General features: G+C 39.9%; 12 protein-coding genes and 2 pseudogenes. 8 read left to right on the top strand and 6 right to left on the bottom strand.

Annotated features, from left to right (window positions below; genetic code table 11):
• The 8 genes and pseudogenes from H6G75_RS33355 to H6G75_RS31725 form a co-directional block, all read left to right on the top strand.
• A pseudogene (locus tag H6G75_RS33355) lies at window positions 1-397 on the top strand (hypothetical protein); the annotation flags it as partial.
• A 39-nt stretch (window positions 398-436) separates the two neighbouring features.
• Window positions 437-1012 (top strand): isoprenylcysteine carboxylmethyltransferase family protein, encoded by a 576-nt coding sequence (locus tag H6G75_RS31755; RefSeq protein WP_190983848.1) that lies wholly within the window; start codon window positions 437-439, stop codon window positions 1010-1012.
• A gap of 42 nt (window positions 1013-1054) precedes the next feature.
• Window positions 1055-2914 carry a hypothetical protein gene (locus tag H6G75_RS33350; protein ID WP_242051719.1) on the top strand — a complete coding sequence of 620 codons (1860 nt, stop codon included), beginning with the start codon at window positions 1055-1057 and terminating at the stop codon, window positions 2912-2914.
• A gap of 173 nt (window positions 2915-3087) precedes the next feature.
• On the top strand, window positions 3088-3840 hold the full coding sequence (locus H6G75_RS31745; RefSeq protein ID WP_199338102.1) for a hypothetical protein: 753 nt from the start codon (window positions 3088-3090) through the stop codon (window positions 3838-3840).
• Window positions 3841-3884: 44 nt separating this feature from the next.
• Window positions 3885-4235, top strand: a complete 351-nt coding sequence (locus H6G75_RS31740) for a DUF5674 family protein (protein WP_190983847.1) — start codon at window positions 3885-3887, stop codon at window positions 4233-4235.
• Complete coding sequence (locus H6G75_RS31735) at window positions 4216-4572, top strand: hypothetical protein (RefSeq protein ID WP_190983846.1); 357 nt, start codon at window positions 4216-4218, stop codon at window positions 4570-4572. Before H6G75_RS31740 ends, H6G75_RS31735 begins: the two co-directional genes overlap by 20 nt.
• An 86-nt stretch (window positions 4573-4658) precedes the next feature.
• A complete protein-coding gene (locus tag H6G75_RS31730; RefSeq protein ID WP_190983845.1) occupies window positions 4659-4814 on the top strand; it encodes a hypothetical protein in 156 nt (51 codons plus the stop codon).
• A 6-nt stretch (window positions 4815-4820) separates the two neighbouring features.
• Window positions 4821-5051: a hypothetical protein gene (locus H6G75_RS31725; protein WP_190983844.1), complete on the top strand. Its 231-nt coding sequence runs from the start codon at window positions 4821-4823 to the stop codon at window positions 5049-5051.
• 387 nt (window positions 5052-5438) lie between these two features.
• Here H6G75_RS31725 and H6G75_RS31720 read toward each other — a convergent pair whose 3' ends face one another.
• From H6G75_RS31720 to H6G75_RS31695, 6 genes and pseudogenes are all read right to left on the bottom strand, one after another.
• Window positions 5439-5591, bottom strand: a complete 153-nt coding sequence (locus H6G75_RS31720; protein ID WP_199338105.1) for a hypothetical protein — start codon at window positions 5589-5591, stop codon at window positions 5439-5441.
• Between the two features lie 96 nt (window positions 5592-5687).
• Entirely contained in the window at window positions 5688-6764 is a 1077-nt protein-coding gene (locus H6G75_RS31715) for an iron ABC transporter permease (protein ID WP_190983843.1), read from the bottom strand.
• Window positions 6765-6819: 55 nt separating this feature from the next.
• Window positions 6820-7815, bottom strand: a complete 996-nt coding sequence (locus H6G75_RS31710; RefSeq protein WP_190983842.1) for an ABC transporter substrate-binding protein — start codon at window positions 7813-7815, stop codon at window positions 6820-6822.
• Window positions 7816-7827: 12 nt separating this feature from the next.
• Entirely contained in the window at window positions 7828-10422 is a 2595-nt protein-coding gene (locus H6G75_RS31705) for a TonB-dependent siderophore receptor (RefSeq protein WP_313934926.1), read from the bottom strand.
• A 212-nt stretch (window positions 10423-10634) separates the two neighbouring features.
• Window positions 10635-11951, bottom strand: coding sequence for an MFS transporter (locus H6G75_RS31700; RefSeq protein WP_190983840.1), 1317 nt, complete (start codon window positions 11949-11951; stop codon window positions 10635-10637).
• A 27-nt stretch (window positions 11952-11978) separates the two neighbouring features.
• Window positions 11979-12794 (bottom strand): annotated as a pseudogene (locus tag H6G75_RS31695) (thioester reductase domain-containing protein); the annotation flags it as partial.
• Between the last annotated feature and the right edge of the window lie 132 nt (window positions 12795-12926).

Here is a 12926-nt window from a genome sequence, read left to right as displayed (position 1 = left end):
CTTGTACCACTTTTGGAAAACAATATCAAAGCTTGATTCTGAAGCTGACAGCGATTGGGTTCTCTCCATTTGGTACAAGAGGGTTAAAGGTAAGGGTGGCTGTTGGTGCATAGTGGTTGCCGCCCATAAGTTTAGTTGCAGTGTGAGAACTTGGAATAGCGAAATGACTGTTGGGGTGCAGCATTTGAAGTCATTCAATTATTTGCCTGCTGAATGTCATACCAAGTTGCAGGAGATATACGCTCGCATTCGTAAGATACAAGAAAATAGTCAGTTGGAAGCAACAGCCGAAGCAGTATTGAAATGTTTAGGGGAGTTGAAGCGACCGTATTTAACCCAAATGGAAGAAAAGTTATTGAGTTTGATTGAGCAGGAATATAGGGTTATGGCTCAGTAATTTATATTGAGGAAGCAATCAACTTAAGTTTGAATTGCTATGACTTCAAAGGCTGTTCTGGCATACCTATTAATCGCTGGCTACTTTGTCATGGAAAGGCTGTTAAGACAGGTAGATAAAGGTCTTAGTCTTCAAGCTGGGGAATTTGATCGAGGCAGTTCAAAAGTAATTTGGATTAGTGGTCTACTGGGTATTGTTTTGATTGTGTTTGCTCCAATATTGAATGCTAATCAAATTGGAGATTGGGATAATGGATATTTTGGTTGGTTGGGGTTGCTGATCATGCTTAGTGGGCTTGTGTTGCGGTACTGGGCTGCTAAAACACTTGGTGAATTTTATACAAGGACATTGCAAACCAGTGAGCAGCAGCAGATTATTCAGCAAGCTCCATACAACATCATTCGGCATCCTGGTTATTTAGGTACATTCTTGATGGAAATTGGAGCTTGTTTAGCGATCGCTAATTGGATAATCTTGATAGTGATTGCAGTTACGGGAGTGTTAGTGCGTGGCTACCGCATCCAGATAGAAGAAGAAATGTTAAAAACTGTATTTAGTGAACAATACACCCTTTACTCTCAGAAAACCTGGAGGTTGATTCCCTTTATATACTGACGCTATTATCTGCATAGAATTAGATTGAAGGGATTTACCCAGATGCCAAAAAAGAGCCAGAGCAAATCTAAGGGCAATGCCCCAGCACAAAACTCTATTGGTTCACGCATCTTGGAAGCACTTACCGAAGATGAAATTTCCCAACTACTCGATGAATTATTTATTGTTTTATCCGACGAACAGCAAGTCACTGCATTTGCTCAACTGCAAGCAGATACCCAGGAAACTTTAATTCAAATCCTCACGCCACCTCAAACAGTAGAACAGGCAAAAACAAGCAAAGTACAACCAACTTCTTTGGCAAAGTTAGCTCAAACTTGGTCGGAATTATGGAGAGAATGGAATCAAATTATTTGGCAAGCATCGCAGGAGGAAGGGAAATATATAGTCCAAGAAGTACGCTGGGAAGAACCTTATTTTGATGATTATACTTTTGTGGAAGATTTAGAAACCGTTGCACAAAAGATGAAGCCATTAGTAAAAACAGCTTTTGAGAATGGCTTTAGTCATGATGATGGTTTTGCAAACAGTTTGTTGTCAGCAGAAAGTGAAATCGCTGATGGTATACCCGACTGGATGGAAATTGCTAACGGGATTCATTTGGAAGAAGCGACAACAAGCTGCTTATTAGAGTGGGAATGGTTGTTGGTGCAGTCACAAGGACAAGATGGGTTCACATTCGCTCAAAAAATTAGGGAATGGTCAGAAGAATTCACAGATACCAGTTTAAATGATGATGCTGTCATCGATTTCTTCTCTAATTTACCTGACGTTCAAAAACAAATAATTTTAGACGGGATGACAGCCAATAGAGAAAGTGAAGAGTGGAAGTCGGAACTGGAAAACACTTACTCCTATTGGCACATAATTTATATGGAATTGATGCAGCAATTTGCCACACCAGAGATATATTTGAACAATCTCCGGGCGACTATTTCCCAGGAATGGCAAAATGGTTTACCTGTGATTGAGGATATGTTGGGTAAACAGGAATATCGAGAAAGTCTGATAGTGATTCAAGAGACTTTAGATGCGTTATTAAAAAATAAACAAGATAAAAATCCTTGGACACCAGAAAATTCGCTGCTATTTGTGACATTGGGTGGATTTTCTTACGAGCCTGGAAATGGTGAAAAGCAAAAAACCTTACTTCGCTATTACCAGCAAGCTGTTCGAGAATTGGGAGAAATCGAACGGGTAAATGCTTTGTCAATTCAACAGATTACTTTTGAATGTTGTTACGATTGGTCGAGTATGTTCAAAGCTTTTGCTGAGATACCAGTAAGTAAAAATACTCAGCAAGCTTTATTTACATCTTGGCGTGAATCGATAATTAAACGTGTTACACCATACAGATATTCAGGTTTATATACAAAAGCAAAACCTGTAGATACTTGGTGGTTGCATTGGTTACTCGATAGTATTACGACTAAAGAAAAAGGACATACTTGGTTTAGGCAACAAATCATCGAGTGGTTAGAAAATTTACCTGGAGAGCAGACGCAACTAGGCGAGGAATATAGTGCTTTGCATTTGCTAACAAAAGATTTGACCGAGATCAAGTATCAGGGAAAATGCCCCTATCCTAAGTTTTATGAAGTTGTAATTTTACCAAACCAACTATCGACAAGGGATGATATTTCGAGGAGAAAGTATCTCGAAGAATATGCGCCACCTGATTTGTGGGAAAAGGTGATGGCTTACTGGCAAGCAAATTTACACAACTTTATACCCAAACCGGACTCGTCCCAAAGCTCGGACTATACGAAAAATGCACAATGGATGTCTGCCTTAAAAGAGTTAGCACCGCAGAATTATGATAATTTGTTGTCCCAATGGAAAGTCCAGCACAAGCGACGACCTAATCTGTGGAAGGCGATGAGAGAGTTGGGATTGATGTAAAATCACCAGATAACGGGAGCAAATAAAATTACTGTATTTGAGGAAAACCTCGTCCAGCAATCATCGATGTTCCCGCAGTTGAAGTCCCAGAACTAACCGAGGATGAACAACGCGATCTCCTGCATCTCGAACGCAGAGTTGAAAGAGCATTTTTTGAGGCGGGTAAAGCATTGATGGAATTGCGCGATCGTCGGTTGTACAGATCCACTCACCGGGCGTTTGAGGAATATTGTAAGGACAGGTTTGGCTACACTCATCGGCGAGTGAATTATCTTATAGCTGGTTCTGTAGTATTTGATAATATAGCGACGGGAACAAATTGTTCCCAAAATGAGGAAGTAGATGAAACGGGAACAAATTGTTCCCAAAATGAGGAAGTGAACAAAACTCGACCTAACCGCTCACGAATCCTGCCGACTAACGAAGGGCAAGTGCGCCCTCTTGCAAAACTAGAACCCCAGCAGCAGGTTGAAGTGTGGCAACGGGCAGTGCAGAAGGCTGGCGGTAAAGTTCCCAGTGCCAGAATCGTAACTGATGTGGTGCAAAAAATTATGGAACGTACCAAAGTCCCCAACAGTTACCAAGTTGGGGAGGTATGCCAAATTCTAGCAAAGGAGAATCCAGACCTCAGAGGCAAAGGTGGCTGTTGGGGCATTGTCACTCATATTGGTGAGTTTAGCTGTACCGTGAGAACTTGGGATGGCGAATGTACTGTTGGGGTGCAGCATTTGAAGTCATACAATTACTTACCTGCTGAATGCCAACAGATGCAGCAGATTTGCGATCGCATCAGCAGAATATATTCTGATTCTCTAGAGGAGACAGTCAAAAATCTGTTGCAGTTGCTGGGGAAGTTGAACCGTCCTTATCTCACGGCGGTGGAAGAGAAGTTGCTGAGTGTTCTGGAGATGGAGATTCCAGACTAATGCAAAAATAAGTTGGACTAATCTATGGTGATAGGGGTGTAATTTTGGTACTGATTATCAAAGAAAGAGCAACACTAGAACAAGTTGAACAAATGCTGCAAACTTTGGGAATCTATATCAAAATAGCAGTAGATATAGAAAGAGGGATGTTAGCAGGGGGAGGAGAAAAACACGCCTATTGTGAAGCGGCATTACTTGAAGATGGTAGTAAACAGCGAGATATCTGGGGTGCTGACTGGACTCCCTTTAACCAATCAATCGCCTATGAATCGATTATTAACATACGTCCTAGCCAAAATAATCGCTCAATGGTAATTCAAAACTCAGAGATTCGAGAACGTGTTAAGCAAATCGCTCAGGAGTTAATAGGTGGATATGAACCAGAAATTAGATGAAAAGCAAGCACGGTTTCAAGGCGAAAATACATCAAATCGTTTAGGTCATATCGCGTCAAATTTAGCTAGGTTAAGAACATTTTGTAACATTGCTTACCCGCAAGCAGTTGAAAGTGTGGCAGATGAAACTATATGTTTTATTGAATGGACAGCAGCAGAAATTGAACCAGAATATGCCGAAGAATTGGTGAACATTCAAGTTCAACTATCTAGGTGGAAATTAAAATTTGATAGTCTTTGGGCTGACGAGAGCGAACGCAAAAATATGTCTGAGCAAGCTAGTGCTTGGTCAGAGCGAGTATTAGATATGTCAGGTTTATTGTCCCAATCTGCCTAAATTTGCTATTACTTGCATCCAAAATGGTAGGATTTCACCAAAAATGTAAGATTGCGCGATCCGGTTTATAATCGCAGACATAGCTGATGCGCCAAATATTACCAAGACTCACAGAGCGCGATCGCACCCTCAAGTCATCAAAGTATGTTCCCAAGCGGTTGCTGAAGCGCGTTCAGCAGATGGAGCGAGAGAAGGCAGGGGTTAGAGAGATTTTGGGGGTGTTGGGGGTGGTAATCGGCTAGACGAATATGGCGGGTGCGGGAAGAGTGCGATCGCATTTCACGGGTGTATTCGAGTGGACTGGAGGAGTCGGTGCAGAGGTTTTTGGAGTCCTTGGGGAAGCTGAGGCGGGTTTATTTGACCCAGTTGGAAGAGAAAGTGTTGAGCTTGTTGGAATTGGAAACTGGCGGCTGATGCGAGAATTACCAACAAGCTTATTATCACTACGAGTTTTGGAGCGAAGGCGATTGCTTGGTTAAGTCATCGAAATATATCCCCAAGCGTTTACTGAGGCACGTTCAGCACATGGAGCGAGAGAGCGAGAGAAGGCAGGGGATAGGGTGATTTTGGGGGTGTTGGGTGTGGTAAAATAATGAAAAGGAGAGAATTACCATCAGTGATATTGTCCACTTTCTGTTAATTGTTGATTTAAAATCATATCTTCATAGCGAATAATAAGTTTTTAATATCTAAATTTATCCTGTGATTTACATTCAATATTTATCTAAGAGAATTAGTTTTATGCTAGATATTTGAATTGCTTACTAATTCTTATTATTAATTAAGATGCGTTCGCCTTGAATCGATTTATTTTGTTTATCTTTTTGTCAAGTTTTGCACTTATACAGATGACTTTGAAATCCTGATTAATTCTTGTTAGGAAATAAGGTGCGTCTTCCCTGACCAGAATCCACTTCTCGAATATCAATACCTGTTAACTGCTTCAAACCCAGCAAGTACGCTACTACGAAAATCGCTGCACACAAACTTAACCAAATAGCTATAAACCATCCACACAAGAGTCCGTAGTCAATAGTTTAAACAATTGTGTCCTTGATAGTGCGATCGGCAAGATATACAGTGGTACTATCAAATGACAAAATCAACTCTCGACTTTAAAGCCTACCTCCTCTGAAGATATCGGAGGAACTCTGCATCAACCAAATAAAAAAAGGAGTGCCGAAAAGAGCTGTAATAATGCCAATGGGTACTTCTTCTGGAGCGACGATGATACGTGCAATCACATCTGCCCAAATTATGAAAATTCCTCCAAGTAGCAGACTCAGAGGTAAGACGCGGCGATGATCTGAGCCAACTAAAAACCGGACGCTGTGAGGAATCATTAGCCCCACAAAGCCAATTACACCACTTACAGCAACTATCACACCTGTTAAAAATGAGGTGACGAAGAATAGTTGCTTGCGGAAACTATCAGTATCAACTCCGAGAGTCCGGGCTGTTTCTTCACCAATCAAGAGTGCATTAAGCGATCGCGTCTGAAATAACAAATAACCGATCCCGACTAATAAAGCGAGTACTGGCAAGATTAAATCTGACCATTTTGTGCCGGAAAGTCCCCCTAATAACCAAAACAATACTCTTTGTGTAGCTTCACCACTACCAGCTTTCAAAGCCAAAAAACTAGTCATCGCTTCAAACATATACGAGACTGCTACACCAACTAAAATTAAGCGTGTGGGAAATAGTTTTCCTTGTTGTCTGGCTAATAAAAACACCAAAATAAACGCTACCAGCGCACCCAAGAACGCCCCAAGAGACAACGCATACACACCAAACATGGAAAAAATACCCAGCAAAATCACTAAAACAGCACCCACTGATGCGCCAGAGGAAATACCAAAAATAAAGGGATCAGCTAGGGGATTACTTACCAATGCTTGCATAATCACACCCACCACTGATAGCCCAGCACCCACAAAAAAAGCCAACAACACACGCGGAAAACGAATCAGCCAGATAATTTGAACTTGTGCCGGAGTCCAATCGCCTGTAACATTTGGCAAGATTTGTGATAAAGCTATCTGCCATACCTGAAAAGGGGAAATAGGTACAGGGCCAATCATCACAGCTAAAGTTATAGAAAGTAACAACATCACAACCATTGCGATCATTAGCAGTTTGTAACGTTGCTGTTGGTCTTTTCTCAGATGCTTTAGTACTGAATTAATCATTTAGTAATTAGTCATAAGTTATGGCACTTTTCTCATTTTGCAATTTTGAATCTGATTACTTGAATTTATCTGGATAAAAGGCTTGAGCAAGTTGCTTCACTCCCTGAGCAATTCTGACTCCTGAAGTGCTGTAACTGTAGTCAATCACAACAAATTTATTGTTTTGGACTGCGGCAATTTTGCTATATGCAGGGTTACTTTCAAACAGTTGTCGCTGTTGTTGAGCAGGTGACCAACTAGCTTCGCTGAGAATAATTATCTCTGGATTGCGGTTAATTACATCTTCCCAATTAACTGTAATGTAAGTGCCATTTCCTTGTTCTTGAAATATATTCTGACCACCAGCCGACTTTAAAATCAAATTTGGTATACTATCAACGGTAATAGTATAAGGTGGACTTTCACTGGCATACCAAAAAACACGCTTGGGTGGATTTATCTTGCCAAGTTGCTTGTGTGTGTTTTCTAAGTCTTTTTGTATGGATGCAATTAATTTAGTAGCGCGATCGCTTACGCCAAAAATCTTACCAATATCCTGAATTTCACTATAAATATTCTCTAACAATCCTCGTTTGCGCGGACAAACTTCGATAGCACCTTCGGCTAAATATGAATTAATGCCCAAATTCAGTAAGTCTTTGCGTCCACTGGTTGTATTTTTACCAAAAGCTCCGGGAAAGGAAGCATAGACAAAATCTGGTTCTGCACCTAACAAAACTTCTTGTGAAGGATAATTCTTTGCAATTACCGGGACTTGGGCGTAGGATTTTTGGTATTCTGGCAGAATGCGATCGTCTAAATAAGCTGTACCCACCATGTGCGCTTCTAAACCTAACGCCAACATAATCTCAGTCGCTGGTTGGTTGAGAGTCACAACCCGTTTTGGTGGTTGTTTATAAGTAATACTAATACCACAGTTCTCAATTGTAACAGGATTAAAGCTAGAAGCTGTTACTTGTTTGCTATTAGTATTTTGTACCTGCATCTGACAAGCTGTCAGCACTACCAACAAACAAGTTACCAGCATAAAAATATAGTGATGTTTTTTCATCACCAAACTTCCTTAAAAGTCAAACGACACTGTTCCTTGAACCGTAAACGGTGCTGCGGGATAAATAAAGAAACCATCTAAAGTATAATATCTGACATTGGAAATATTTTTGAAATTCAACCCAATTTTATAGTTATCACGACGATAGAAAACTGCTGCGTCAGCTCTGACATAAGAAGGTAATGTCAAAGTACTAGGTAATCTAGTTGCTTGTTCTCCTACAAAAGCTAACCCTAATCCAAATCCTAAACCTTCTAAATCGCCCCTTTGAAACTGATAAGTTGTCCACAGACTAGCACTATTTTCCGGTACACCATACAATCTACTACCAACAGGAATGCTTTCATCTTCTGTGACGATAGCATCTGTATAAGCATAGTTAGCAATAATATTCCAACCCGGTAAAATTTGTCCTGTGATATCTAATTCCACCCCTCGACTTCTTTGTTCACCTGTAGCTACACTGAATCTTTGAGGATCAACGGGATCAGGAGTCAACACATTTTGCCGTGTAATTTGATAAAGTGCTAACGTTGCCGACAGACGGTCTTTAATTAAATCCTGCTTGATTCCGACTTCAAATTGCTCACCAATTTCTGGCTCAAATGGCTGATTGGTGCGGCTAGTAGCCGTAAAGTTAGGCGCAAACGAATTTGACCAATTAAAATAAAGGGCAGTGGTTTCACTGGGCTGATAAACAATCCCAACTCGTGGTGAAAATTGCGAACTTGATTCTTCATTTAGAACTGTATTCTCTACACGGTCTCTATTAAATAATTCATTCAAATCCCAACGTCCACCCGCTAAAATTTTTAAGTTAGGCAGAAGTTCGATTAAATCCTGCACATAAATTCCTAGATTATCCGAGCCATATTCTCTACCAAAATTTGGCGATGATGGAATCGCAAATCTTGCACCATACTGCGGATTAAAAATATCAAGTGTGCTAATATCTGCTGCATTAAAAAAATCAAAGCGAAATTTATATCTTGCTAGTTCTACACCAAATAGTAGATTATGACGTAAAAATCCCGTTTTAAATTTACCAGAAATTTCATTTTGCAGCGTTGTATTTTCATTTCCTTCCTCTGATCTAGCAGGACTACGATCAATAGTTCTGCGGTCATCTTCTAAAGCAAATGGAAATGTTGACTCGCTATCCAAATTTGACCTGACTAAGTTAAAGCCTTGGCGAAGTTTCCAGTTATCACTAAATTCATGCTCAAAATTATAAGTAAATGAAATAGTGTTATTATTACTTTCACTAAAATCAGGTTCACCGAGAAATCTACCTCTGGGAATAGTTAAAAACTCAGGTTCTGGTAAAAATCCATAATTAAAGTTGAAATTATAATTTTGATATTCAAATTCAAGACCTAGATGCGTGCGTGGGCCAATATTCCAAGTGATTGCAGGTGCAATTAAAAAACTATCATTTCTACTAAAATCACGGAAACTATCAGCATTTTCATAGGCAACATTCAAGCGATACAGCAGTGATTTATCTGCCGTAAGTGGCCCAGTTACATCAATCGTTGGGCGGAAAAAGTTGTAACTCCCATAAGTAACATTGGCGTTATAGTAAGGTTCTGTTAGAGGCTTTTTTGTAATCGTATTGACAACACCGCCTGGAAGTTTGGAAGTATATTGACCACCACCGCCATAAAGAACTGAAGCTGGTCCTTTGAGAATTTCAAATCGCTCGACGTTAGCGACATCACGCGGTGTTTCATAGCCAAAATCTTGAAAGCCGTTGCGTAAGTTGCCAAAATTTGTCGTAAAACCACGAATCCGAAACCCTACTGTGGGTAGAGAACCATAACCCGGTTCCTGTTGGACACCCGATACATTATCAGCTAAATCGTTGAGTCTAAATACACCTCTGTCTTCAATTACTTGACGGGGGATGACTTGAATTGATAGAGGTAAGTCGCGTAGCGGGGCTTCTATTTTAGTACCAGTGGAGGCGGTGGGGACGTTATATCTATCTTGCTCACCCGTCACTACCAGTTCAATTGGTTCTTGATTCTCAGCCGATGGTTGAGTTGGTGGTGTTTCGCTACTAGGCTCGGATGTATTTGGTGGTTGTGGTGGCTGCGATTGTGATGTGGGGGATGTAATTGGTGTGACGACAAAAATTAAACCTTCATCACTGTCGTCTAACTCGATTTTTGGGACATCCGCTTTACCTATTACTGTGATTCTGATAGTATTTGCATCTACGTTAGTCACTGTTACTTCTGTAATTCCTGCAACTGGATTTTCTTGACGAAAGAAACTGTTACCTGTTAATTGCAGTTGAGCATTAGGAATATCTACAATGAAGTTATTTCCCGCACTTTTGTTAGTAATTTGTAACTTATCAGATGTGGGAGTTTTTAAGATGATTTCCAAACCGCTAGAAGTTTGGGTGAGATTTACTGCTGTTATGGAGATAATTTCTGACTGCTGTGCTAACCAGTCTTTGATAGTGTTGTGGGGACGCTGAAAATCGCTGAGTTTGGGAATATCTTTGATGACTATTTCCTCTGCATTGACAGGAGAAGCAACAGAAATTGTTGCAGCAGAAATTAGCCACAAATAAATTGATAAATGATGTTTTTTCACCCTACTTCCTCGCACCACTGATAGCTAATAACACTAATTTTCCAGTAACGCTTTTACATCGCTACTGCTACGTTTGCTTTGGCACAGATATTATTTGTGACAATAATTTCAACTGCGTACTTATGTCAAAAGACAAAGTGTCAAACTAGATCAACCGGAAACTTAAATGAATCTTCACCACAATATGTCTCACTAGAGGATAAATTAGCTTTTTATCTTTCTTGTTTCTTTGTGAGACTAACATCATCATGAATTGCGTCTGGTAATTGCGCTTCTAGTAATCGTAGAGGTAGATATAAATAGCCGCCAACTACCATTAAGATCATTAGTATAGCGATCGCCACAAATAATAAAGCTATACCATGTCCTTTACCCACACCAATAATTTGTCCCAAACTTCCCGCCAAGGGGCCATCAACCGCCAGTAATGTCTCAAAAATTCGATCTGCTAAAGTCCCCGCTATCAAATAAGCTAGAGGTAGAGAAGCCCAAGCCAGCATAGTTCTGATGGCAAAAACTCTTCCTTGGATAGCCAATGGTACTTTACTCTGCCAAATAGCTTGATCGGAACTATTGATGATTGCGACACCGAAAAAATAGATGAAGGTAGTGACAAAAAATATTGGTACAGAAGGCTGTAGTCCACCAAAGAGTATGCAAAGACTATTTAATAATGTAAAACCCAGTACACTATAGATACGGTACTTAAATCCGCCCCAGGTACTCATCGTTAAACCACCAAGCAACATCCCGACTCCACCAAGAGAAAACACTGAACCCAAAACAGTAGCAGACGTAAAAGCTAATACTAAGGGGGTAAATAATACGCTGACAATTCCGATGAAAAAGTTGCTAATAGTGAAGAATATCAATAATCCTAATAGCCCTCGTCGAGTACTGATATATGTCCACCCATAGATAGCTTCAGATAGTAGGAAACCCTGACCCTTGTGAATTTCAAGGGTAGTTTTAGGTTTGGGAAATCGGACGAGTAAAAGTGCGATCGCAGCAATCACAAAAGTCAAAAAATCAATTAAAATTACACCCTGAATCTGAATAGTCACAATCAACACACCAGCTATTATTGGTGAAAGTAGCCGCGAAATAGCATCTGCGGTTTGTACCATACCACTAGCACGACCAAGGTGTTGCTTAGGGACAAGCAATGTGGTCAGAGCAACATAAGCTGGTAATTGGAAAGCACTAAAGGCTGAACTAACTCCTACAGCTAAGTAAATATGCCAAATTTCTAGCCGACCGGTTAATAACAATAATCCCATAGCTAACGTACTCAAACCGGCTCCACTATCGCTCAAGATCATTGTCCAACGGCGATCCCAACGGTCTACAAATACACCAGCTAATGGAGCCAACAAGATACTAGGTAGCATGGTAAATAAAGAAATGAGAGAGAATAACGTTACTGACCCAGTTTCTTGATATACCCAAATACCCAATGCAAATCTAGTCAGACCAGAACCGAGCAGCGAAACTAGTTGTCCGAACCAAATTAGGATGAATAAGCGCATAATTTCTAGTTTGATATATCATTTTTATTACCTCTGTGGTGGATGCAAAAAACCACTATTAACGAAGTAACGAAAGTAGTTTTCGAGCAATTCAGTATTTATTGATGGACAGACTATAGAAGTACCTGCTAGTTTCTCAATTGTCTTTTTGCAATCAAACTGTGTTATTTTGGCTTGGAGATTTTCTGGAGAGGATATTACGTCTTTGTATCTTCCTTGCGGAAACAAAGGTAAAAGAGCAGATAAAGTCGGTTCTGGAGACTTATTAGCAGCATCAATCAACTTTGTTCGCCATTTTTCATATTTAATAAGTTGTAGTGGATAGCCATAAGAACATATCCACTCAATGAGTTTTTCCAATTGAATTGGTTGGGGATTTAACAAGTGAAAAACTTGACCAATTGATGCGTTTTGCTGAGATAAATAAATGACGGCTTGACTAACATAATCTACAGGAGTCATATCCAGTAAATTATCAATTTCTGGCACACTACCAAGTTGAATACAGCATTTAATCATCCGCCGCATAAAGTCATTTGTATTCCAGACACCTGTTTGACTATTTCCTGTTATCCTACCAAGTCTGTAAATACTAACAGGAAGTCCTCTAGAAAGTGCAATTTTTACTAATTTTTCTGCTACCCATTTACTCTGAGCATAGCCACTTTGGATAATTCCATTATGTTCCAAAGAATCTTGTTCGCAGAATACTTGTAATTCAGTATTGCTTTGTGCAGGAAAAACAGAAAGGGTAGAAATGTAATGTACAGGTTTAACTTTGATGAGACTTGCTAATCTGAGGATTTCTTGGGTTCCTAAGACATTAGCTGCTTTTAGTTGTTCGTATGGATATAGCGTTTTCTACTCTGGTGAGGTGCAGTAACAAGAATGTGTAAACCAATTATAAATGTCATTTAATGAGACTTGGCTAAAAGCATTTTCAATCGCTTTCGCTAAATCAGAATAAGTTCTTGC

The sequence above is a fragment of the Nostoc sp. FACHB-280 genome (assembly GCF_014697615.1).
Taxonomy (GTDB): domain Bacteria; phylum Cyanobacteriota; class Cyanobacteriia; order Cyanobacteriales; family Nostocaceae; genus Nostoc_B.
The sequence above is the reverse complement of the archived record's forward strand: the minus strand, read 5'-3'. Positions and strand labels throughout refer to the sequence as shown.

Coding starts and splice junctions, on each gene's coding strand:
- H6G75_RS31755 (WP_190983848.1), top strand. CDS start 437: ATGACTTCAAAGGCTGTTCTGGCATACCTATTAATCGCTGGCTACTTT.
- H6G75_RS31735 (WP_190983846.1), top strand. CDS start 4,216: ATGAACCAGAAATTAGATGAAAAGCAAGCACGGTTTCAAGGCGAAAAT.
- H6G75_RS31715 (WP_190983843.1), bottom strand. CDS start 6,764: ATGATTAATTCAGTACTAAAGCATCTGAGAAAAGACCAACAGCAACGT.
- H6G75_RS31710 (WP_190983842.1), bottom strand. CDS start 7,815: ATGAAAAAACATCACTATATTTTTATGCTGGTAACTTGTTTGTTGGTA.
- H6G75_RS31745 (WP_199338102.1), top strand. CDS start 3,088: ATGGAATTGCGCGATCGTCGGTTGTACAGATCCACTCACCGGGCGTTT.
- H6G75_RS31725 (WP_190983844.1), top strand. CDS start 4,821: ATGGCGGGTGCGGGAAGAGTGCGATCGCATTTCACGGGTGTATTCGAG.
- H6G75_RS31730 (WP_190983845.1), top strand. CDS start 4,659: ATGCGCCAAATATTACCAAGACTCACAGAGCGCGATCGCACCCTCAAG.
- H6G75_RS33350 (WP_242051719.1), top strand. CDS start 1,055: ATGCCAAAAAAGAGCCAGAGCAAATCTAAGGGCAATGCCCCAGCACAA.
- H6G75_RS31700 (WP_190983840.1), bottom strand. CDS start 11,951: ATGCGCTTATTCATCCTAATTTGGTTCGGACAACTAGTTTCGCTGCTC.